The sequence below is a fragment of the Streptomyces sp. RPT161 genome, from assembly GCF_027533845.1.
GTDB classification, from domain to species: domain Bacteria; phylum Actinomycetota; class Actinomycetes; order Streptomycetales; family Streptomycetaceae; genus Streptantibioticus_A; species Streptantibioticus_A silvisoli_A.
The window spans coordinates 874,974-896,324 of sequence record NZ_JAPZVN010000001.1 but is presented as its reverse complement, the minus strand read 5'-3'; the positions used below and the strand labels follow the sequence as shown (position 1 = coordinate 896,324).

Sequence of the window (21,351 nt, the reverse complement as noted above, 5' to 3'; positions counted from 1 at the left end):
ACAGAAGCCCCCGCAAGCGGGGGCTTCTGTGCGCTGTCAGGCGATTTCGTCGTCCTTGACGGCCTGGACGAAGGAGAACCAGGCGTCAGCGCTGAACCTGAGTGCCGGCCCCTGAGGGTCCTTGGAGTCACGCACGTAGGCTGAGCCTGTCGTCGCGGCTATCTCAACGCAGTTGCCGGCTTGACCGCTGTAAGTGGACTTCCGCCATCCGATGTTCAGCGGTGCTGACGAGGGGAGTTGGGTACTCATTCGTTGTCCTTCAGTCGTTCGATCATGGCCCGCGAGTCGTCAAAGCTGAGAGCTTCGGCCCGCAGCCGTTCAAAGGCCCCGGTGTAGACGGCTACGTCTTCGCGCTCCTCGATGTAGAGCGTGTTGGACAGATTCTCCAGGACCACCACGTCCAGTTCTTCCCCCTCGGGGAAGCGCAGCATGGAAAATCCGCCTGAGTAACCAGGGTGAGGAGCGGCCTCAGAGGACAACACCTGAACGTACACGTGAGGCAACTCGGACAGGTCGATCAGCCGTTGCAACTGGTCGCGCATCACGGACTTCGATCCCTTGATGCGAGTACGTAGCGCTGCCTCATGCACGATCGCCCAAATCTCCAGTGGGTTCGGACGAGTCAGCACGCTCTGGCGCCCGATGCGTACCTCTACCCGCGCGTTGATCTGATCCGCTGGCAGTGGAACAGCGCCGCCACCGATCACGGCACGCGCGTACGCCGCAGTCTGAAGCAGTCCCGGGATGAGCAGCGCTTCGAAGGTGCGCATGGCGACGGCTTCGGCTTCCAGGCTGATCAGGTCGCTATAGGCGGGGTCGATCATGTCCCGGTACGGCTGCCACCATCCACGCCGTGCACCTTCACGAGCCAGAGCCAGGAGCACGGCGCGCTTTTCGTCGGTCGCGCGGTAGAGCGTCAGGAGACTCTTCAGGACATCCGGCTTGATGGCGAACTGCGCTGTTTCAAGCCTTGAGAGCTTCGCCGCTGTCAGCCCAGCTTTGGCAGCGGCCTCCTCTTGTGTGAGCGCCTCGCCTTCGCGGAGCTGCCTCAGCTCCGCACCAAGCCTGCGACGCCTCACGGTAGGTGCGCCCATGCCCCCTCCCTTCCGTAGCCCAGTCTGCCCGTGCTGTTGATCGGTCTGCCACAGCGTGACGGCCTGCTGACCCGCGCATCCCCCGCAAGAGTGCAAGTTTGCAGTTTTTGCCCAACTGCTTGCAGCGGGAGCAGAGTTAAGGGACGCTCATCACAACGCCTTGCACTTCGTGCTCGGTTGATCACTCCATGCCATCGGGTTGGGGGCACGTATGTCCACAGACGCGCACACACCTGACGCCGCCGAGGCGGCTGTCGCGGCCAAGCGGGCGTTGCGTGAGGCCATCGCCATGACCGGCATCCAGGCCCCGGCCTTGTTCCAGGTCCTCAGCGGCAGGGGATCACGGTTCGAGCTGGGCGGCCTGGACGTCGCGGCGGCGGCCCAGTTGGCGAAATGGATCGAGGCTCGCGCCAAGTGCCCGTGCTGGGAGGGCGTCAGTGGCCAGTGATCGCCTGTACACGCTGATGCGCAACGGCGTGCCGGAAACCGAGTTCGTCGCGGCCAGAGATGCCGTCATCGGCATGGCCAAAGCCATCAGGGTGCTGCGGATGACGGCCGACGAGCGCCGCTCCTGGCGGGGCTGGTACACGTGGTGCAACTACCGGGCGGCGGTGTTGAGTCTGCACCGGGGAGACGGATTCGTATTCCGCGTCCGCAGCAACGGCAAGCACGTGACGTTCCGGATTACGCCTCCTACCGATCGGGGGCGTGTGGTGAGGTCCCGCTACTCCCAACACCATTGTGACCGCTGCCACGACCTGATGGACCTCGCTGCCCTCAGCCGCAGGCGCCGCGTGCTGGTTGACGAGTTGGGCGATGCCGAACGGGTCACGGAGGTGGTCTGCACTGACGGGTCGGCCTGTGATGCCCGCAGACGCCGGAAGGCGCGCGTAGCAGCGAGTGGTAAGGCTCAACGGACGGTCGCTCGGCGCTGATCCGGCCGCTCCCCGGTTCGCAGCCGCCCGCGCGACACCCGAGGCGCGCGGGCGGTCCTTGCCGCAGGACTTACTGCTTCAGCTTGTCGATGCTGGGGATGATCGGCTTGGTCGCCGTGCGGGTGAACGTGTCCGTGCTGGAACCCCAGTTGACGGAGAGGGTCTTGCCGTCCGAGCCGGGCGTCACCACGCCATTGGCGTGATCGGTGCTGTGGTCCGCGCACTTGAGGTGCAGCAGCGTCTGCCCTCCGACCACCACGGTGGCGCCCGCGCACACCGTCTTGCCCGCGATGGCCGCCTTGTCGCCGACGACGGTGAGCGACTTCACGCCGTCCGCGTTGTTCCCGGCCCACGTCCCGTCAAGCCTGACCACCGGCGCGCTGGCGGACGGCGCGGCCTGGGACGCGGTCGCCGAAGGCGTGGCGTCCGACTGCTTGCCGTCGTTCTTGCTGCTGCCGCACCCACTCACCAGCACGGCGGCCACAATCGCCGCCCCCGCGATCCGCGCTGCGTTGCGCACGTCCTTCTCCTCCACTGTCGATCAGGACACGACAAGGTAGCAGCGACCGCCGCCACCTGTGTGCCGATCAGCGTCCCGCTCGCGCCGCCGGACCGTCGTAGCACCCCGTACGACGTCCGACTGGTGGGGAGTCCGCCGGTGTTCCGTCGGCGTTGAGCCGGAGCACCGCGTCGGCCAGTGCGGCCAGTTCGGGGGCGTGGGTGATCAGTACCGTCGTGCGGCCCGCCATCAGGCGGCGCAGTGGCCCGAAGACGCGGAGCGCCGCCGCGTGGTCGAGGCCCGCGGTGGGCTCGTCCAGTACCAGCACCGGCGTGGCCCGCAGGAAGGCGCGGGCGATGGTGATGCGGCGGATCTGGCCGCCGGAGAGCTGGAGGCCGTGCTCACCCAGTACCGAGTGGTAGCCGTCCGGCAGGGCGCTGATGAATTCGTCCGCGTCGGCGTCCCTGGCGGCCTGGACGATCTCGTCGTCGGTGGCGTCCGGGCGGCCGTAGGCGATGTTGTCGCGGATGGACGCGGAGAACAACTGCGAGGCCTGCGGCAGCAGCGTCACCGCCTGCCGCACGGACACCAGCGTCGCGTCCCGCAGGTCGACGCCGTCCAGGAGCACCGCGCCCGCGTCCGGATCCATGAACCGCACCAGCAGCTTGGCCAGCGTCGACTTGCCCGCCCCGCTCGGCCCCGTCACGGCGAGCACCCCACCCGGCGCCACCCGGAACGTCACGTCCCGCAGCACCGGTGCCCCGTCCCCCGTGGTGTACGACGCCCGCACCCCGGTACAGCTCAGCTCGCCCCGCACCGCGCGCAACGGTGCCGCCGCCGGGCGGTCGTTGACGGGGGAGCGCAGCCGGGCCAGGTCGATGATCCGTTCCGCGCCTGCGCTCGCCGCGCCGAACACCGTTGCCAGCCCGGACAGTTGCTGGATGGGACCGAACAACTGGGTGAGGAACGCGGCGAAGGCGAGCAGTCCGCCCACGGTGAGCGCACCCCGGCTGAGTTCGAAGGCGCCGAGCCCGACCACGGTGAGGCCGCCGAGGACCTCCAGCACGTCCAGGACCGCCGGGTACGCGGCGGCCACCCGAGCGGTGGCCAGTTCGGCCCGCAGCAGCGCCTCGCCCTCCCGGCGGATCCGGCCGACCTCGCGCCGCTGCTGGTTGTAGGCGTGCGCCACGGGCGCGTTGGCGAGGCTCTCCTCAAGCACCGCGGTGACCCGGCCGTCGCGCCGCCTCGCCTCCCGGGACAGCCGCTGCACCCGGCCGCCGAAGTGCCGTGCGCTGAGCCAGAACACCGGGCTGACCAGGAACACCGCGAGCGCGAGGGGCCAGCTCAGGAAGAGTGCCGCGGTGGCGAAGAACACCAGGCTGATCAGCGCCGAGGCCACGTCGATCACCCCGGAGGCGACGAAGGACTCGATGCGTTCGATGTCGGAGGTCAGCCGGGCCAGTACGTCGCCGTGCCAGCGGGTGCGCAGCGTGTCCGGCGGCAGGGTGTGCAGATGGGCCACGCACGCGGTGCGCAGCCGCAGGATGAAACGTTCCGCGACCCAGGTCGCGGTGTAGTCGCCGAGGAAGGTCAGCAGCCCGGTCAGCGCGGCCACGGCGGCCATCCATCCGGCCAGCGGCCAGAACGCGGCGAACCGCCTGGGCACCAGCACCTGGTCGATCAGGTCCTTGAACAGCCAGACGGTGACCACCTCACCGCCCGCCCCCGCGGCCAGCAGCGCCGTAGCGGCCAGCAGCCAGCGGCGGTCCGTGCGTACCCAGGGCCAGAAGCGGCGGAAGACCTCGCGCGGCGAGACCGCGGGGGCCAGCGCCACCAGCGGGTCGTCCGCGGTGGCCGGTGTGGTGACGGACCGTTTCCGTGCGGTGTCCAACCCGGTCGCCTCCTCGGCAGCGTCCGGTCACGGGCTACGCGGGGGTGGCTGCGCGCCGCCACCCCCGCGGTGAGGAACCCCTCGCGGCGCGGTCAGTAGTACCAGCCGCCGCCTCCGCAGCGCCCGCCACGACCGTGGTGGCGCCCGCGGTGGTCGAACCTGCGGTGGCCGTCGTCACCGTGCCGCCGCCCGAACCGTCCGAAGATGCTCATGATGACCTCCCTCCTACGCTCGGCGGGACAGCTGTGCTCCCGCCCCGGAGATCCGCGGGCGCGGGTGCGCCCATGCTCCGGAGGGTGCACTTGGGCATACGGAAACCACCCAAAGCGTGTTCAATATGCCCAAAGTTCATTCTCGAACGTTTACCGGTGAACAGCCAACCGGAGGGCGGGGACGGACAGTTCCCCGGTGGTTCTACGCGCGTATGCCGGATTGCTGGGCCTATGTCCGGTCATGCTGGTACTCGGCGGAATGATCTCTAAAGGCATCGCAATATCCCGAAACTGGTTGCCGCCAGGGTGAATTCGCCAGTAGCGTCCTGACGGGTCGCCACGGTGGGGGAGCACGCCCTTACTCTGCGTGGCCAGGGGGGATAAGTGGCGAGCATGCCGTTGTTCGCGCTGGACAGGTCCGTCCCGGGCCTCATCGTCAAAATCGGCAACTATCCACTGCACCACGGGGGCGTTGGAGCCATCCGGAGCCTCGGCAGGCTTGGCGTACCGATGTACGCCATAACCGAGGACCGGTTCACCCCGGCAGCGTCCTCGCGTTATCTCACCAAGGGGTTCGTCTGGCCGACCACCGGCCTGGAACGCCCGGACCGGCTGGTCGAGGGGCTGCGGCGGATCGGCCGCCGGATCGGCAGGCCCACCGTGCTGCTGCCGACCGACGAGGAGGCGGCGGTACTGATCGCGGAGCACGCCGACGCGCTGGGCGATCAGTTCCTCCTCCCGCGCACCGACCCGCGGCTGCCCCGCCGTCTCGCCAGCAAGCAGGGGCTCTACGAACTGTGCGTCACCCACGGGGTACCGGCGCCGAAGTCCGCCTTCCCCGACTCGTACGCCGACATCGAGGAGTTCGCCGCCACCGCGCGGTTCCCCGTGGTGGCCAAGAACCGGGAGGCCTTCGAGCGCCGCCGGTCCCCCGCGGTGCCCGGCACCACCCGGATCGCCGGGCCGGACGAGCTGCTGACACTGGCCCGCGGCTGGGGCGAACGGCCCGGGGTCATCCTCCAGGAGTACCTGCCGCGCGAGGAGGCCGAGGACTGGATCGTGCACGCCTACGTGGACGCGGACCATGCCGCGCGCACCCTGTTCACCGGGGTCAAGGTGCGCTCCTGGCCGCCGCACGCGGGCATGACGGCATGCGCGTACGCGGTGCCCAACCCGGAACTGGCCACGCTGGCCGGTGAGTTCATCAAGCACATCGGCTTCTCGGGCATCGTCGACCTGGACTGGCGCTACGACCGCCGCGACGGGCGGTACAAGCTGCTGGACTTCAACCCCCGGATGGGCGCGCAGTTCCGCCTGTTCGAGAACACCGCCGGGATCGACGTGGTCCGGGCCCAGCACCTGGACCTGACCGGACAGCGGGTGCCGGAGGGCGAGCAGCTCAACGGGCGGCGGTTCACGGTCGAGAACATCGACCTGCCCGCGATGCTCGTCTACCGGCGCAGCGGCTACACCACGCCGCACGCACCGCGCCGGGCGCACGGCACGGAACTGGCCTGGCTGGCACCCGACGACATCAAGCCCTTCTTCACCATGCTCGCCCGCTTCGTGCGGCCGGGCGTGAAGCACCTGTTCCAGATGTGGCAGGGCCGCAGAACGACCGTTTCCGGGAGGGATCAGATATGAAGCCTGTGGTGGTGATCGGTGCCGGGCCGTACGGCTTGTCAACCGCCGCGCACCTGAAGGGGCGCGGCGTCACGGTACGGGTCTTCGGTACCCCGCTGTCGAACTGGACGGACACCATGCCGGCCCGCATGGTGCTCAAATCGACCCCGAGCGCGTCGACCATCTCGGCGCCGCACCCCGGCCACACCATCCAGGACTTCTGCGACGCGGTGGGGGAGCCGCGGCTGGTAACCGAGCGCGACCTGGTCACCCTGGACTTCTTCGTGCGCTACGGGCGGTGGTTCCAGGAGCGGCTGGTGCCCGAGGTGGAACGGGTCCAGGTGGTCTCGGTGGACCGGGGGGCCGGTGAGTTCCGGCTGAAGCTGGACTCCGGCGAGGAACTGGCGGCGAGCGCGGTGGTGGTGGCCAGCGGGCTGAGCGGGTTCGCACACGTGCCGTCGCTGCTGCGCGGGGTGACACCGGACGGGCCGTCGGCGACCGGACCGGTCTCGCACAGCTCGCAGCACACCGACTTCGCACGGTTCGCCGACCGCGAGGTGCTGGTGGTCGGCGCCGGGCAGTCCGCGCTGGAGAGCGCGGCGCTGCTGCACGAGGCGGGCGCGTCGGTACGGGTGGTGGCGCGGCGCGCCGGGGCGGTGGGGTTCGGCGCGCCGCCGCGCGACGGCCTGCAATGGAAGCCGGACTCGCCGGTCGGCCGGGCCTGGTCGCTGTACGCGTTCAGCAATGTGCCGGGGCCGGCGGCGTTCCGCTATCTGCCGGAGCAGAGCAGGCTGTGGCTGGTGCGGAAGGTGCTGGGGCCGCGTGGCGCGTGGTGGCTGAAGGAACGGGTCGCGGGGCGGGTTCCGGTGCTGCAGGGCAGAGTGCTCACCGGGGCACGGGTGGACGACGCGGGGCGCGTCGTGCTGTCGACCAGCGGGCCCGGGGGCCGCGCCGGTCAGCTCGCGGCGGACCATGTGGTGGCGGCCACGGGTTACCGCGTCGACCTCGGCGCGCTCGGGTTCCTCAGCCCTGAGCTGCGCGCCCGGCTGACCCGCAGTGGCGGCTCCCCCTGGCTGGACCAAGGCTTCCAGGCCTCTGTGCCCGGCCTGTACTTCACCGGTCTGCCGTCGGCGGCGACGTTCGGTCCGCTGATGCGGTTCGTGTGCGGTACATCGTTCGCTTCGCCCCGGGTGGCGGAGGCGGTTCGGGCGGCGGCGTAGGGCCGGCGCTCGGGGTCGTCCGTTCGCGCCGCGACGCAGGGTTGCCACGGTGGCGCCCGGCGCACCGGTGGGTCCGGTGCCGTCGGTGCTCGCCGTGGCGGCGCTCGCCGTCGCGGCGCTTTCGTCCGCGGCGGCGATGCGTTGCCGTCGCGGTGGTGAGGCGGCGGTAGGCAGTAGCCCCCCGCGACGGCGGGTCACCACGATGGCGCGGACCGGCGGTCTGGGACGGCCGTAGTGCCCGACGCCCCCAGGGGCTTGGGGGCTCGCCCGCAAAGGGGGCCAGCGGCTTGCCCGCGAAAGGCCGGGGTCTGGGGGCTTGCCCCCAAGCGGCGAAACCCCTGCCAGGGCGTGGAATGGCGTGAAGTGTGCGGTGGGTAAGCGGGTTCCGCGTAGGGGACGGAAAAGGGCGGGAGGAGGGCAAAGGCGTCGCAGACGCAGGTCATCGGCCACGGCCACATGGCGGCGAACCGGACCAGCCCATGGTGATCCACAGGCGACCGGATACGCTGCAACCAATGGCACTGAGGCCACGTGACCGAATCAGCGACAGGAGTTCCCCTCGTGACCGTCGTCGGGCCCTTCGGGCTGAGCGTGCGCGACCAGGTCCTCGACACCGACATCCGCGCGGGTCTTGCGGATGTCGAGGAGGGCCTGCTGGAAGCCACCAAGAGCGACGTACCGTTCATCACCGAGGCGGCACAGCATCTGGTGCGGGCGGGCGGCAAGCGGTTCCGACCGCTGCTGGTGCTGCTGGCAGCGCAGTTCGGGGACCCGCACGCGCCGGGTGTGGTCCCGTCCGCGGTGGTCGTGGAACTCACCCATCTCGCCACCCTGTACCACGACGACGTGATGGACGAGGCGAACGTCCGCCGGGGCGTGCCGAGCGCCAACGCCCGGTGGGACAACTCCGTCGCGGTGCTCACCGGTGACTTCCTGTTCGCCCGTGCCTCGCACATCCTGGCCGATCTCGGCCCGGAGGCGGTGCGCATCCAGGCGGAGGCGTTCGAGCGCCTGGTCACCGGTCAGATCCTGGAGACCGCGGGGCCGCGCGACGGGCGTGACCCGATCGAGCACTACCTCGACGTCATCGCCGGGAAGACCGGTTCGCTGGTCGCCGTCTCCACCCGGTTCGGCGCGATGATGTCCGGCGCCCCCGAGTCGGTGGTGGACACCCTCACCCAGTACGGCGAGCGGATGGGCGTGGCGTTCCAGCTGGCCGACGACGTCCTGGACATCGCCAGCGACACCCATGAATCCGGCAAGACGCCGGGCACCGATCTGCGCGAGGGCATCCCGACGCTGCCGGTGCTGCACGTGAGGGACCAGGTGGCGCGGGCCGGCGCCGCGGCGTCGCCGGAGGACCGTCGGCTCGTGGAACTCCTGGACGGCGACCTCAGCGACGACGCGCGGCACGCCGAGGCGTTGCGGCTGCTGCGCGCCCACCCGGCTCTCGAACAGGCGCGCAGGGACACCGTGCGGTACGCCGACGCGGCCCGTGCGGCGCTGGGCCCGCTTCCGGAGAGTGCCGCGAAGCAGGCGCTGGTCGCCCTGTGCGACGCGGTGGTCTACCGGGCGGGCTAGCCGCGGGACTGTCAGGGTCCGTCATCCCCGGGGCGTACATCTGGTTGATCCCGTGGGCGGATGTGGCGGCACGCCTCTGTTTGGTGGGATTGACAGCACCATCCACAGGGGGCTCGGGTGACAATGGGCCCGAAGGGTGGACGAGTGCGAACGCGGTCCGGCGTGCCAGGAGCCGGGCCGCCGCCAACAACGGAGGTACTAGGCAATGGCACCGATCCAACCGCCGCAGCCCGAACGGGACTTCGGAGGGTACGCAGGGTTCGAGGGGGACGGCGGCGACGGCTTCCCGCGCTCCCGCAAGCTGGTCCGGTACGGCGTGCCGGTCGCCATCGCGGGCGTGGCGGCAGCCACGATCGGCCTGGGCACCGCCCTGGCCAGCACCGGTGGCAGCCCCTCCCTGCCGAACATCACCGCCGAGCAACTGCTGGACAAGATAGCGACGTCCAAGGTCCAGACGGTCTCCGGCTCGGTCCAGGTCACCACCGACCTCGGCCTGCCGCAGGGGCTGGTCGGCGGCGCCATGGGCGGCGCGACCGGCGGTGCCGGACCGTTCGGCCAGCACGGTGGCGGCAAGGGCGGCGACGGCTCGGCCGCCGATCCGCAGGCCAAGCTCACCGAACTGCTCTCCGGTACGCACACGCTGCGGGTGGCGGCGGACGGCCCGGACCGCCAGCGGGTGTCGATCGTCGACAGCACGTCCGAGTACACGGTCGTGCACAACGGCGACCAGATGTGGGCGTACGACAGCGCCAGCAACGCGGTGTACCACCAGACGGCGGACAAGAACGCCAAGCACGGCCCCCGTTCGCACCGGGCCGAGCAGGTCCCCGCCACCCCGCAGGAAGCGGTCAGGCAGGCGCTGAAGAACGTCGGCCCGAGCACCTCGGTCAGCGTGGACGGCACCGCCGAGGTCGCCGGCCAGCAGGCCTACCAGCTGCTGATCAAGCCCAAGCAGGCGGACAGCACCGTCGACTCGATCCGAGTGGCGGTCGACGCGGCCAACGGCGTACCGCTGAAGTTCACCCTCACCCCGAAGGGCGGCGGCGCCGCGGCGGTGGACATCGGCTACACCAAGGTGGACTTCGGCAAGCCCGCCGCCAGCACCTTCGACTTCTCGGTGCCCAAGGGTGCCAAGGTCACCGAGGGCAAGGGCAGCGGTGAGAACCAGGGAACCCAGGACCACGGCGGCCTGTCCGGTCTGAACGTGATCGGCAAGGACTGGAGCTCCGTCGCGGAGCTGAAGTCCGCGAACGGCCAACTGCCCAGCGCCAAGGGCGGCCAGAGCCAGAGTGTCGAGGGGCTGCTCGGCTCCTTCGGCCACCAGGTCAAGGGCGGCTTCGGCACCGGCACGGTCATCAACACCCGGCTGGTCAACGTGCTGATCACCGACAAGGGCGCGGTCTTCGCGGGCGCCGTCAACCAGGACTCGCTGGTCCGGGCAGCCGATTCGGCGGCCGGTTAGTGGAACAGCGGCGCGAAGCGCCTCCGTTGAGTGCGGTGGCGGGCGACGGGCGGGCGGCTGGGCCGCCCGCCCGCCAGGCCGCGATCGCCACTCACGGCCTGACCAAACGGTTCCGTGGCGGGCAGCTAGCCGTCGACGGGCTGGAGTTGACCGTTCCGCGCGGCAGCGTGTTCGGCTTCCTCGGTCCCAACGGCTCGGGGAAGACGACCACGATCCGCATGCTGCTGGGGCTGATCGAGCCCACCTCGGGCGGCGGCTATCTGCTCGGCGAGCCGATGCCGCGGGCCGCTCGCCGGGTGCTGCCCAGGGTCGGCGCGCTGATCGAGGGACCCGCGCTGTATCCGTTCCTCACCGGCCGCGACAACCTCGTACGGTTCGACGCCGCCGATCCGACGGCCGACCCGCGTACCCGAGGGGCGCGGGTGGACGCGGCGCTGGAGCGGGTCGGGCTGGCCGCCGCCGCGGGCAAGAAGGCGCGGGCGTACTCGCTCGGCATGAAGCAGCGCCTTGGCCTGGCCTCGGCGCTGCTCCAGCCGCGTGAACTGCTGGTGCTGGACGAGCCCACCAACGGCCTTGACCCCCAGGGCATGCGGGAGATCCGCGGCCTGGTCAGGGAGTTGGCGGCGGACGGCACCACGGTGTTCCTCTCCTCGCACCTGCTGGACGAGATCGAGCAGGTGTGCACCCACGCCGCGGTGATGTCCCGTGGCCGTCTGATCGTCCAGGGCGCCGTCGCCGAGCTGTCCGCGGGCGTACGCGGCCGGCTGACCGTCACCACCCCCGACCCGGCCGAGGCGGTACGGGTGCTGAAGGAGCACGGGCTGTCCGAGCTGACCGCGGAAGGCGACGAGGTCAGCGGTGAACTGCCCGACGACGCGCCGGACTTGGCGATGCTGAACGCGGCGCTGGTGGCCGCCGGGGTCCGGGTGCGCGGCTTCGGCAGGCAGCGGGCCTCGCTGGAGGACGCCTTCGTGGCGCTGACCGGGGAGGGCTTCGATGTCGCTGGCTGAACCGCTGGTCCGCACCCCGAGCCCGCTGTGGACGCTCGGGCTGCTGCGCAGCGAACTGGGTACGGTGTTCCGCCGCTGGCGGACCCTGGTGCTGCTGGGAGTGCTGGCGGCGGTGCCGGTGCTGGTCGGCATCGCGGTCAGACTGCAGACGCACGGCGATCACGGCGGGGGCGGACCGGCGTTCATCGCCGAGGTCACCAACAACGGCCTGTTCCTGGTGTTCACCGCGCTCGCGGTGACGCTGCCGTTCTTCCTGCCGATGGCGATCGGCGTCATCGCGGGCGACGCGATCGCCGGTGAGGCCGGCGCCGGGACGCTGCGCTATCTGCTGGTGGCGCCTGCCGGGCGGACTCGGCTGCTGTTGGTCAAGTACGCCGCGGTGATGGCCTTCTGCCTGGTCGCCACGCTGGTCGTGGCGGCCTCCGCGCTGCTGGTGGGAGCGGTGCTGTTTCCGCTCGGCGATGTCACACTGATCTCCGGGGTCACCGTTTCGTTCTCCGACGGGCTGTTGCGAGCGGCGGTGATCGCGGGGGTGGTCGCCGTGTCGCTGATCGGCATCGCGGCGCTCGGTCTGTTCATCTCAACGCTGACGGACAGCGGCATCGCCGCCATGGCCAGCACGGTCGGCGTGCTGATCTCCGTGCAGATCATGGATGGCGTGCCGCAACTGCACGCCATCCAGCCGTACTTGTTCTCGCACTACTGGCTGAGCTTCGCGGATCTGCTGCGCACGCCGGTGATGTGGGACGGCCTGGCGAAGAACCTGGAAGTCCAGGCCCTGTACGCGGCGGTCTTCGGCTCCGCCGCGTGGGCCCGGTTCACCACCCGGGACATCACCGCGTGATCCCGGTGCGGGTGCGGCCGGTTGGTGCCGAACCAACCGCACCCCCATGACGCTGTTACGGGGCGGGCGGGCGACCGGCCTCCAGCGTCCGGACCGCCCGTTCGACGTCGAACGGAAGGACCGTGACCGCCACGTTCGGCAGGTCCTCGACCGCCTTTGCCAGCGCGTCACCGGTGCCCCGGTGCAGGATCTTGCCGATCACCGGGGCGTAGGTGCGCCGCGGCAGCAGCAGGGTCAGCGCCGTCTCGCCATCGCTGGTGGTGCGGTCGGCCAGATCGGCCACCGCGCGGCGCAGCCGCCGGTCGGGGCAGGCGACCACCTCCAGCGGCACCGTGGTGCCCGCGGTGTCCTCCCAGTTGTCCATCAGCTGCCGGGCGTGCTTGTCGTCGACCATGAAGTGCAGCGCCCGTACCTCGTCGGGACGTAGCCGGTGCGCGTAGCGCAGTGCCTTGAGGGTGGCCAGGTCCAGGCTGTCCACCAGGACGTAGACGATGTGCCGCCGCCAGGTCGGCCGGTCGGCGCCCGGTACCGGCATGGTCTCCATGGCCGTCGCCTCGGCGCGGTACTGCCGGTTGATGCGGATCAGCGCCCACACGCCGATCGGGAAGAGCACCACCACCAGCCAGGCGCCCTCGGTGAACTTGGTGATCGCGAAGATCAGCACGACCAGTGCGGAGGCGATGGCCGCCGCCAGGTTGACCGCCAACTTCCAGGTGCGGCCGGACTCCTGGCGCCTGAGGTGGTAGGCGAACAGTCCGGAGGCGGCCATGGTGAAGCCGGTGAACACACCGATCGCGTACAGCGACACCAACTTGTCGACGTTGCCGCGGGTGACGATCAGCAGCGACAGCGCCAGTGCGGTGAGCACCACGATCCCGTTGGAGAACGCCAGTCGATGCCCGCGCCGCATGAACTGACGTGGCAGGAAGCTGTCTTCGGCCACGAAGCTGGCCAGGAACGGAAAGCCGGTGTACGGGGTGTTGGCCCCGGTGTAGAGGATCAGCGCGGTGGCCAACTGCACGTAGATCAGGCCGACGGTACCGAGCCAGCCGTTGCCGAACAGCAGGTGCGCTTCCTGCGCGATGACGGTCGGGTTGCCGTCGGAGTAGGGGACGGCGTGGGTGAAGTACGCGAGGGTGGAGACCCCGAAGACCATGATGGCCAGCGCGATGCTCATCGCGATCAGGGTGCGGCGGGCGTTGACGCCCTGCGGCTCGCGGAACGCCGAGACGCCGTTGGAGATCGCCTCAAGACCGGTCAGTGAGGAGCCGCCGTTGGCGAACGCCCGCAGCACGATGAACAGCGTCGCGCCGTACAGCAGTCCGCTGCCCGGCGTGCCGAGGTGCAGGGCGCCGGGCGCGTGGAGGTTGGCGTGCGGCAGATGGCCGTCGGCCATGAACCGGATCACGCCCACCACCAGCATCATGGCGACCGCGAACATGAACAGGTAGGCGGGCGCGGCGAACGCCCGTCCCGCCTCCCGGATGCCGCGCAGGTTCCCGTACATCAGGACCAGTACCACCACCACGCTGATCGGGGTCTTGTAGTGGTCGAGCCCGGTGTAGCCATGGCCGACCAGGTGGGCCAGTGAGATGATCGCGTCGGTTCCGGCCGCGGTCTGCACGGCGACGGTGACGATGTAGTCGATCAGCAGCGCCACGGCGGCGATCTGCGCGATGTTCGGGCCGAAGTTCTCCCGTGCGACGACATAGGAGCCGCCCGCCCGGGTGTAGACGGTCACCACATCGCGGTAGGAGAGGGTCAGTAGCAACAGGACGAAGATGATGACGCCGGTGAGCGGCATCAGCATGGAGAACGCCGCGACTCCGATCACCGGGACCAGGATCCGCAGCATCTCCTCGGAGCCGTACGCGGTGGAGGACATGCAGTCGGACGCGAGCACGCCGAGCGCGATCGGGTTGGAGAGCTTCTCCTCTGACAACTGCTCGGTGATCAGCGGCGGCCCGAGCAGCAGTCGCTTGACGCGGTAGCTGACCTTGTCACGGGGCGCGGAGGTCTCGGTAGTGGTGGCCATAGACATACACATACGGGTGCCCGGTCGCCGTGTCTTGTAGACGCGACGACCGGGCACCCGTGCGATGCGTCATACCCGTGTTCAGCCGGTGACGGTCCAGGTGTCGTTGCCGGTGAGGAGGGTGGCGAGGTCGCCTTTGCCCTTGTGTTCGATGGCGGTGTCGAGCTGGTCGGCCATGGTGTCGTCGTAGACCGGGCGTTGGACGCTGCGTAGTACGCCGATGGGGGTGTGGTGCAGGGTCTGCGGGTCGGCGAGTCGGGACAGGGCGAAGGCGGTGGTGGGGGTGGTGGCGTGGGCGTCGTGGACGAGGATGTCGCTTTCGTTGCTGCCGGTGACCTCGGTGATGTGCAGGTCGCCGGTGGCGGGGTCGCGTACCACACCTTTGGTGTTGTTGGTGCCGAAGCGGATGGGTTGGCCGTGTTCGAGGCGGATGAGGGTTTCTGGGGCGGTGTTGTTGTCCTTGAGGTCGTCGAAGGCGCCGTCGTTGAAGATGTTGCAGTTCTGGTAGATCTCGACCAGGGCGGTGCCGGGGTGGGCGGCGGCTTGGCGTAGGACCTCGGTGAGGTGTTTGCGGTCGGAGTCGATGGTGCGGGCGACGAAGGAGGCTTCGGCGCCGAGGGCCAGCGAGACCGGGTTGAACGGTGCGTCGAGGGAGCCCATGGGGGTGGACTTGGTGATCTTCCCGACTTCTGAGGTGGGGGAGTACTGGCCTTTGGTCAGGCCGTAGATGCGGTTGTTGAAGAGCAGGATCTTGAGGTTGACGTTGCGGCGTAGGGCGTGGATGAGGTGGTTGCCGCCGATGGACAGCGCGTCGCCGTCGCCGGTGACGACCCACACGGACAGGTCGCGTCGGGTGGTGGCCAGTCCGGTGGCGATGGCGGGGGCGCGGCCGTGGATGGAGTGCATCCCGTAGGTGTTGACGTAGTAGGGGAAGCGGGAGGAGCAGCCGATGCCGGAGATGAAGACGATGTTCTCGCGAGCCAGGCCGAGTTCGGGCAGGAAGCCCTGGACGGCGGCGAGGATGGCGTAGTCACCGCAGCCGGGGCACCAGCGGACTTCCTGGTCGGACTTGAAGTCCTTCATCGACTGCTTGGCGTCGGCTTTGGGGATCAGCGAGAGCGCGTCAGCGGACATCGGCGGCCTCCTTCGTAAGGCCTTGTGCCACGGCCTCCTGGAGGCGGGCGGCGAGTTGTTCGGCCTTGAACGGAAGGCCGGTGACCTGGGTGTGGCAGGCGGCGTCGACCAGGTATCTGGCGCGCAGCAGGTGGGCGAGCTGGCCGAGGTTCATCTCCGGGACGATGATGTTGCGGTACCGGGCCAGGACCTCGCCGAGGTTGGTGGGGAAGGGGTTGAGGTGGCGTAGGTGGGCCTGGGCGATCTGGCTGCCGGTCTGCCGGGTGCGCCGCACGGCCGCGGTGATCGGGCCGTAGGTGGAGCCCCAGCCGATGACCAGGGTGCGGGCGGTACCGGTCGGGTCGTCGACCGTGATGTCGGGCACCTCGATGCCGTCGACCTTGGCCTGGCGGGTGCGGACCATCAGGTCGTGGTTGGCCGGGTCGTAGGAGATGTTGCCGGTGCCGTCTTGTTTCTCGATGCCGCCGATGCGGTGCTCAAGGCCGGGGGTGCCGGGTACGGCCCAGGGGCGGGCCAGGGTGTGCGGGTCGCGCAGGTAGGGCCAGAAGTGCTGGTTGCCGTCGGCGTCGGTGTGGTTGGGGGTGGTGGCGAACTGGACGCGCAGGTCCGGCAGTTCGCTGACGTCGGGGATGCGCCAGGGCTCGGATCCGTTGGCGAGGTAGCCGTCGGAGAGCAGGAAGACCGGGGTGCGGTAGGTCAGTGCGATGCGGGCGGCTTCCAGGGCGGCGTCGAAGCAGTCGCCGGGGGTGGCGGGCGCGATGATGGGCACCGGGGCCTCGCCGTTGCGGCCGTACATGGCCTGGAGCAGGTCGGCCTGTTCGGTCTTGGTGGGCAGGCCGGTGGACGGGCCGCCGCGCTGGATGTCGACGATCAGCAGCGGCAGCTCAAGGGAGACGGCCAACCCGATGGTCTCGCTCTTGAGCGCGACGCCGGGGCCGGAGGTGGTGGTGACCGCCAGCGAGCCGCCGAAGGCCGCGCCGAGGGCGGCGCCGATGCCCGCGATCTCGTCCTCGGCCTGGAAGGTGCGCACACCGAAGTTCTTGTGCTTGGACAGCTCGTGCAGGATGTCGCTGGCCGGGGTGATCGGGTACGAGCCGAGGAACAGCGGCAGGTCGGCCTGCTGCGAGGCGGCGACCAGGCCGTAGGCCAGCGCCAGGTTCCCGGAGATGTTGCGGTACACCCCCGGACCGAACGCGGCCTGGGCGGGCGCCACCTCGTAGGTGACCGCGAAGTCCTCGGTGGTCTCGCCGAAGTTCCAGCCCGCGCGGAACGCGGTGATGTTCGCCTCGGCCAGTTCCGGCTTCCTGGCGAATTTCGTGCGCAGGAACGTCTCGGTTCCGGCCGTCGGGCGGTGGTACATCCACGACAGCAGCCCGAGCGCGAACATGTTCTTGCTGCGCTCGGCCTCCTTGCGGGTCAGCCCGAAGTCCTTGAGCGCCTCCACCGTCATGGTGGTCAACGGAACCGGGTGGACGTTGTAGGCCTGCAGGGCGCCGTCCTCCAGCGGGGAGGTGGTGTAGCCGACCTTGGCCATCGCGCGCTTGGTGAACTCGTCGGTGTTCACGATGATCTCCGCGCCGCGCGGCAGGTCGGCCACGTTGGCCTTCAACGCCGCCGGATTCATCGCGACCAGCACGTCCGGGCGGTCGCCCGGGGTGAGGATGTCGTGGTCGGCGAAGTGCACCTGGAACGACGAGACACCCGGTAGCGTCCCGGCGGGCGCCCTGATCTCGGCCGGGAAGTTCGGCAGCGTCGACAGGTCATTGCCGAACGAGGCCGTCTCGGAGGTGAAGCGGTCACCGGTGAGCTGCATGCCGTCCCCGGAATCACCCGCGAACCGGACGATCACCCGCTCCAGGCGCCTGATCTCCTTGCCTGGCTTGCGCTGCTCACCGAGCGCCGGCGGCTCGGCCGGGCTACTGACCTGGCTGGTCACTGAACTGGACCTCCTTCGAGGCGGCGGCTCGCGGACGAAGGATCACTGCCTTACCGCCGGTACCGCGGCCCATGTTACGTCGGTAAGGGTGACCTTCCTGGCGCATTTCGCTTGCTGGGCGCCGAGTCAGTACAACGCTGTCACGACGCCCTTTAGTCCTGCTTGCGTCCCTTCACGGGGTGGAAATCCGGCCGCTTCTTATGACCGCCGACCGCGCGGCCGGCGGCTCGGGTGACACCGTGTCAGACCCTCAGGAGTTCAGGTAAGTGAGAACGGCCAGAACACGACGGTGATCCCCGTCACTGGGCGCCAGCCCCAGCTTCAGGAAGATGTTGCTCACGTGCTTCTCCACGGCACCGTCGGAGACCACCAGCTGCTTGGCGATCGCCGAGTTCGTCCGGCCCTCGGCCATCAGCCCCAGCACCTCCCGCTCGCGCGGGGTCAGCCCGGCCAGTACGTCCTGCTTGCGGCTGCGGCCCAGCAGCTGGGCGACCACCTCCGGGTCGAGCGCGGTGCCGCCCGCGGCCACCCGTACCACCGCGTCCACGAACTCGCGGACCTCGGCCACCCGGTCCTTGAGCAGATAGCCCACTCCGCGGCTCGATCCGGCCAGCAGCTCGGTGGCGTACTGCTCCTCCACGTACTGCGACAGCACCAGCACGCCCACCGACGGATGGTCGCGGCGCAGCCGCACGGCCGCCCTGACGCCCTCGTCGGTGTGGGTGGGCGGCATCCGCACGTCGGCCACCACGACGTCCGGCAGCGCGTCCTCGTCGGCCAGTTCGCCGACCACCTTGAGCAGCGCCTCCGCGTCGCCGACGCCCGCGACGACCTCGTGCCCCCGGTCGGTCAGCAGGCGGGTCAGGCCCTCCCGAAGCAGTACCGAATCCTCGGCGATGACCACCCGCACCCTGTCCACCACTGCTCGCTTCCCCCAGGTCCTCTTGCCCATGCCGGTCGGCTTTCGCCGTCCAGCATCCCAGGATTCGGGGGAAGGCGCTGTCCTCGGCTCACGCCCGCCAGGGAAGCTCGGCGGTGATGCGGGTGGGGCCGCCGGGCGGGGAGTCGACGACGAGCAGGCCGTCGACCGCGTCCAGGCGCTCGGCCAGGCCCGCCAGGCCGCTGCCCGCGTCGGCTGAGGCGCCGCCGCGGCCGTTGTCGGCCACCTGGAGCAGCATCCGGCCCTCCGCCCGCCAGATGTCGACGGTGGCCCGGCTGGCCCCGCTGTGCTTGCTGACGTTGGTGAGCAGCTCGGAGACGGTGAAGTAGGCGATGCCCTCGATCGCGGGCACCGGTCGGGCGGGCAGCTCGACGGTGACGTTCACCGGGACCGTGCAGCGGGCCGCCACCGCGGACAGTGCCGGGCCCAGGCCGCGGTCGGTGAGGATCGCCGGGTGGATGCCGCGGGCCAGGTCGCGCAGCTCCTGGAGCGCGGTCTTCACCTCGCCGTGCGCCTCGTCCACCATCCGGGCGGCCGCCTCCGGGTCCTCGGTGAGCTTCTCCTTGGCCAGGCCGAGGTCCATGGCGAGGGCGACGAGCCGGGCCTGGGCGCCGTCGTGCAGATCGCGTTCGATGCGGCGCAGGTCGGCGGCGGCGGTGTCCACCACCGTGCCGCGGTCCGTCTCCAGCTCGTGCACCCGGGTGGCCAGCCGGGACGGGCCGAGCAGCACGGAGACCATCAGCCGGTCCACGGCGACCAGACCGCGGATCACCCACGGCGTGCCCAGCACCAGCAGCAGCCCGGCCAGCGAGGTGAGCGCGACCCTGACCGGACCGTCCAGGTAGACGGAATGGTCGACGTCCCCGTACAGCTGGAGCCCCGGCTGGTGGACGTAGGCCGGGAAGACCCACTGCCACAGCGGATAGGTCAGCGCCGCCCAGCCGTACGTCCACAGCACCACGGAGACGCAGAAGGTGAAAACGCCCCAGGGGAACAGCAGGAACGCGTAGAGCACATGCCGCCACGAGGTGCCGGACTTGAACAGGCCGCCCACCCAGGCCATCAGCCCGCGGCCGCGCCGCACCGGTTCCGGATCAGCGACGTCCAGCCGCAGCAGCCCCCGGGCCCGGCTCCGCTCCACATGGCCCAGGCCCAGGCAGCCCGCCAGCATCGCGGCCAGCACCGGCACCCCGAGGAAGGTGATCAGCAGTCCGGCGCCGCAGGACAGCATCGTCACCACGTAGACGAAGCCGACGACGCCCATCGGCAGGTTGAGGATCAGGTACAGGAACTCGCGCCAGGTGCGGCCCTCCAGCGGGGCACGCAGCACCGCGGGCACCCGGGAGCGCGTGTGGTCGGGATACCGCGTGTCGGGATAGCCTGTCGCCATCGTTCGTGTCCGTCCTACTCACTGTGGTTCGGTGTGCTTCCAGCGTCGTGGAACGGGCGGCCTCGGCCCATGGTGCGGATCGGCGTCTTGGGGCGGGGGATATCCCTACCGTGCGGCTCCGGCGTTCTCCCGGTCCCGCCAGGGCAGTTCGGCTGTGATGGTGGTCGGGCCGCCGCGCGGGGAGTCGACCACCAGCAGCCCGTCCACCGCGTCCAGCCGTTCGGCCAGGCCCGCCAGGCCGCTGCCCGCGTCGGCTGAGGCGCCGCCCCGGCCGTCGTCCCGCACCTGGATCAGCAGCCGCTCGTCGGAGCGCCACACGTCCACGCTGCCGGTGCTGGCACCGCTGTGCTTGCTGATGTTGGTGAGCAGTTCGGAGACGGTGAAGTAGGCGATGCCCTCGATCGCCGCGGCCGGCCGGGTCGGCAGGTCGGCGACCACCCGCACCGGCACCGTGCAGCGCGCCGCCACCGAGGACAGCGCGGCGTCCAGGCCCCGGTCGGTGAGCACCGCCGGATGGATGCCGCGGGCCAGGTCGCGCAGCTCCTGGAGGGCCAGCTTCACCTCGCCGTGCGCCTCGCCGACCATCCGGGCGGCCGCTTCCGGGTCCTCGGTGAGCTTCTCCTTGGCCAGGCCGAGGTCCATGGCGAGGGCGACGAGCCGGGCCTGGGCGCCGTCGTGCAGATCGCGTTCGATACGGCGCAGGTCGGCGGCGGCGGTGTCGACCACCGTGCCCCGGTCGCTCTCCAACTCGGCGATCCGCCGCTCCAGTTCGTCCGACGGCGACAGCAGACCCCGGGCCATCGCCCGGTCGGCGTTGCCCAGCCCGCGGGCCGCCCACGGCAGCACCGGCCAGCCGACGAGCAGCAGGACCACCGCCAGCGCGAAGGTCAGCACGCCCCACGGCAGCCGGATGAAGAAGTACAGCGCGTGCCGCCAGGCCACCGGATCCTTGATCGTGGTCCACAGCCAGCCGAAGAAGCCGCCGTCCCGGGACCGCAGCCGCCGCGGCTCGTCGATCCGCACCCCCAGCAGCCCGCGCACCCGGGCCCGCTCCATCCGGCCCAGCAGCCGGCAGCCCAGCAGCCCGCCCGCGAGCAGCGGCAGGCCGATCACCGTCACCGACAGACCGATGCCCAGGGTGAGGATGATCACGACGTAGGCGAAGCAGACCAGGTCGACCGGCAGGTTCACCAGGAGATGCGCGATCTCCTTCCACGTCGCCGCGCCGAACACCAGCCGCGCCGGCGGCAGCGGCTGGGACTCGTCGTCCTGGGCACTCTCGGGGGCGGTCTCGTCCAGGGCACGGGTGTTCATGATGTAAGACTGCCCGGCTCGTCGGGGGCGGCGCCATGGGGGGTGTTGGGGGGACAAGGTGGGGTTTTCCCCACCAGCGGTCGTACGCACCCGCGTCCCTCGGCGGTCCGCCGTCCTGGGCAGGCCATAGACTCGCGTGCGTACAGATCGTCTAAAGAGTCTAAAGAAACCTCCCAGGCATCGTCCCGGACGCTGGACGGGACACTGGGACGGAAGAGGAACGAGGGGCGG

18 protein-coding genes are annotated in these 21,351 nt (G+C 70.3%); 8 read left to right on the top strand and 10 right to left on the bottom strand.

Translation table 11 applies throughout. The features are described from left to right. Positions 1–36: 36 nt before the first annotated feature. Positions 37–249: a DUF397 domain-containing protein gene (locus O5O46_RS04115; RefSeq protein WP_269853792.1), complete on the bottom strand. Its 213-nt coding sequence runs from the start codon at positions 247–249 to the stop codon at positions 37–39. Beyond that, positions 246–1,094: a helix-turn-helix domain-containing protein gene (locus O5O46_RS04110; RefSeq protein WP_269853791.1), complete on the bottom strand. Its 849-nt coding sequence runs from the start codon at positions 1,092–1,094 to the stop codon at positions 246–248. Before O5O46_RS04110 ends, O5O46_RS04115 begins: the two co-directional genes overlap by 4 nt. A 211-nt stretch (positions 1,095–1,305) precedes the next feature. Here O5O46_RS04110 and O5O46_RS04105 point away from each other — a divergent pair, with 211 nt between their 5' ends. Both O5O46_RS04105 and O5O46_RS04100 read left to right on the top strand, forming a co-directional pair. Next, positions 1,306–1,542, top strand: coding sequence for a hypothetical protein (locus tag O5O46_RS04105; RefSeq protein ID WP_269853790.1), 237 nt, complete (start codon positions 1,306–1,308; stop codon positions 1,540–1,542). Continuing rightward, positions 1,532–2,029, top strand: coding sequence for a hypothetical protein (locus tag O5O46_RS04100; protein ID WP_269853789.1), 498 nt, complete (start codon positions 1,532–1,534; stop codon positions 2,027–2,029). The genes O5O46_RS04105 and O5O46_RS04100 overlap by 11 nt, the downstream gene beginning before the upstream one ends. Positions 2,030–2,099: 70 nt before the next feature. Here O5O46_RS04100 and O5O46_RS04095 read toward each other — a convergent pair whose 3' ends face one another. Together O5O46_RS04095 and O5O46_RS04090 are read right to left on the bottom strand one after the other, a co-directional pair. Further along, on the bottom strand, positions 2,100–2,549 hold the full coding sequence (locus O5O46_RS04095) for a hypothetical protein (protein ID WP_269853788.1): 450 nt from the start codon (positions 2,547–2,549) through the stop codon (positions 2,100–2,102). Between the two features lie 67 nt (positions 2,550–2,616). Then, complete coding sequence (locus O5O46_RS04090) at positions 2,617–4,419, bottom strand: ABC transporter ATP-binding protein (RefSeq protein WP_269853787.1); 1,803 nt, start codon at positions 4,417–4,419, stop codon at positions 2,617–2,619. A gap of 605 nt (positions 4,420–5,024) precedes the next feature. Between O5O46_RS04090 and O5O46_RS04085 the strand changes: the two genes are divergently transcribed. The 6 genes from O5O46_RS04085 (at position 5,025) to O5O46_RS04060 (ending at position 12,371) form a co-directional block, all read left to right on the top strand. Then, a complete protein-coding gene (locus O5O46_RS04085) occupies positions 5,025–6,275 on the top strand; it encodes a carboxylate--amine ligase (RefSeq protein ID WP_269853921.1) in 1,251 nt (416 codons plus the stop codon). Continuing rightward, complete coding sequence (locus tag O5O46_RS04080; RefSeq protein ID WP_269853786.1) at positions 6,272–7,474, top strand: FAD-dependent oxidoreductase; 1,203 nt, start codon at positions 6,272–6,274, stop codon at positions 7,472–7,474. Before O5O46_RS04085 ends, O5O46_RS04080 begins: the two co-directional genes overlap by 4 nt. Before the next feature lie 561 nt (positions 7,475–8,035). Continuing rightward, positions 8,036–9,055, top strand: coding sequence for a polyprenyl synthetase family protein (locus tag O5O46_RS04075; RefSeq protein ID WP_269853785.1), 1,020 nt, complete (start codon positions 8,036–8,038; stop codon positions 9,053–9,055). Positions 9,056–9,260: 205 nt separating this feature from the next. After that, a complete protein-coding gene (locus O5O46_RS04070) occupies positions 9,261–10,517 on the top strand; it encodes a LolA family protein (protein WP_269853784.1) in 1,257 nt (418 codons plus the stop codon). A 35-nt stretch (positions 10,518–10,552) separates the two neighbouring features. Further along, positions 10,553–11,527 carry an ABC transporter ATP-binding protein gene (locus tag O5O46_RS04065; protein WP_443072384.1) on the top strand — a complete coding sequence of 325 codons (975 nt, stop codon included), beginning with the start codon at positions 10,553–10,555 and terminating at the stop codon, positions 11,525–11,527. Next, positions 11,514–12,371: an ABC transporter permease gene (locus O5O46_RS04060; RefSeq protein WP_269853783.1), complete on the top strand. Its 858-nt coding sequence runs from the start codon at positions 11,514–11,516 to the stop codon at positions 12,369–12,371. Before O5O46_RS04065 ends, O5O46_RS04060 begins: the two co-directional genes overlap by 14 nt. Before the next feature lie 55 nt (positions 12,372–12,426). Here the strand turns inward: O5O46_RS04060 and O5O46_RS04055 are convergent, their stop codons facing one another. From O5O46_RS04055 to O5O46_RS04030, 6 genes are all read right to left on the bottom strand, one after another. Then, positions 12,427–14,406 (bottom strand): APC family permease, encoded by a 1,980-nt coding sequence (locus tag O5O46_RS04055; protein WP_269853782.1) that lies wholly within the window; start codon positions 14,404–14,406, stop codon positions 12,427–12,429. Positions 14,407–14,487: 81 nt separating this feature from the next. Further along, complete coding sequence (locus O5O46_RS04050) at positions 14,488–15,540, bottom strand: 2-oxoacid:ferredoxin oxidoreductase subunit beta (RefSeq protein WP_269853781.1); 1,053 nt, start codon at positions 15,538–15,540, stop codon at positions 14,488–14,490. Continuing rightward, a complete protein-coding gene (locus O5O46_RS04045) occupies positions 15,530–17,476 on the bottom strand; it encodes a 2-oxoacid:acceptor oxidoreductase subunit alpha (RefSeq protein WP_269853780.1) in 1,947 nt (648 codons plus the stop codon). Before O5O46_RS04045 ends, O5O46_RS04050 begins: the two co-directional genes overlap by 11 nt. Before the next feature lie 250 nt (positions 17,477–17,726). Beyond that, the gene (locus tag O5O46_RS04040) at positions 17,727–18,386 is read right to left on the bottom strand and encodes a response regulator transcription factor (protein WP_269853919.1); all 660 of its coding nucleotides are present in this window, start codon (positions 18,384–18,386) and stop codon (positions 17,727–17,729) included. Between the two features lie 100 nt (positions 18,387–18,486). After that, entirely contained in the window at positions 18,487–19,806 is a 1,320-nt protein-coding gene (locus O5O46_RS04035; RefSeq protein ID WP_269853779.1) for a sensor histidine kinase, read from the bottom strand. Between the two features lie 105 nt (positions 19,807–19,911). Next, positions 19,912–21,120, bottom strand: a complete 1,209-nt coding sequence (locus O5O46_RS04030) for a sensor histidine kinase (protein WP_269853778.1) — start codon at positions 21,118–21,120, stop codon at positions 19,912–19,914. Positions 21,121–21,351: the final 231 nt, after the last annotated feature.

Coding starts and splice junctions, on each gene's coding strand:
- O5O46_RS04055 (WP_269853782.1), bottom strand. CDS start 14,406: ATGGCCACCACTACCGAGACCTCCGCGCCCCGTGACAAGGTCAGCTAC.
- O5O46_RS04080 (WP_269853786.1), top strand. CDS start 6,272: ATGAAGCCTGTGGTGGTGATCGGTGCCGGGCCGTACGGCTTGTCAACC.
- O5O46_RS04050 (WP_269853781.1), bottom strand. CDS start 15,540: ATGTCCGCTGACGCGCTCTCGCTGATCCCCAAAGCCGACGCCAAGCAG.
- O5O46_RS04110 (WP_269853791.1), bottom strand. CDS start 1,094: ATGGGCGCACCTACCGTGAGGCGTCGCAGGCTTGGTGCGGAGCTGAGG.
- O5O46_RS04115 (WP_269853792.1), bottom strand. CDS start 249: ATGAGTACCCAACTCCCCTCGTCAGCACCGCTGAACATCGGATGGCGG.
- O5O46_RS04070 (WP_269853784.1), top strand. CDS start 9,261: ATGGCACCGATCCAACCGCCGCAGCCCGAACGGGACTTCGGAGGGTAC.
- O5O46_RS04105 (WP_269853790.1), top strand. CDS start 1,306: ATGTCCACAGACGCGCACACACCTGACGCCGCCGAGGCGGCTGTCGCG.
- O5O46_RS04085 (WP_269853921.1), top strand. CDS start 5,025: ATGCCGTTGTTCGCGCTGGACAGGTCCGTCCCGGGCCTCATCGTCAAA.
- O5O46_RS04060 (WP_269853783.1), top strand. CDS start 11,514: ATGTCGCTGGCTGAACCGCTGGTCCGCACCCCGAGCCCGCTGTGGACG.
- O5O46_RS04035 (WP_269853779.1), bottom strand. CDS start 19,806: ATGGCGACAGGCTATCCCGACACGCGGTATCCCGACCACACGCGCTCC.
- O5O46_RS04030 (WP_269853778.1), bottom strand. CDS start 21,120: ATGAACACCCGTGCCCTGGACGAGACCGCCCCCGAGAGTGCCCAGGAC.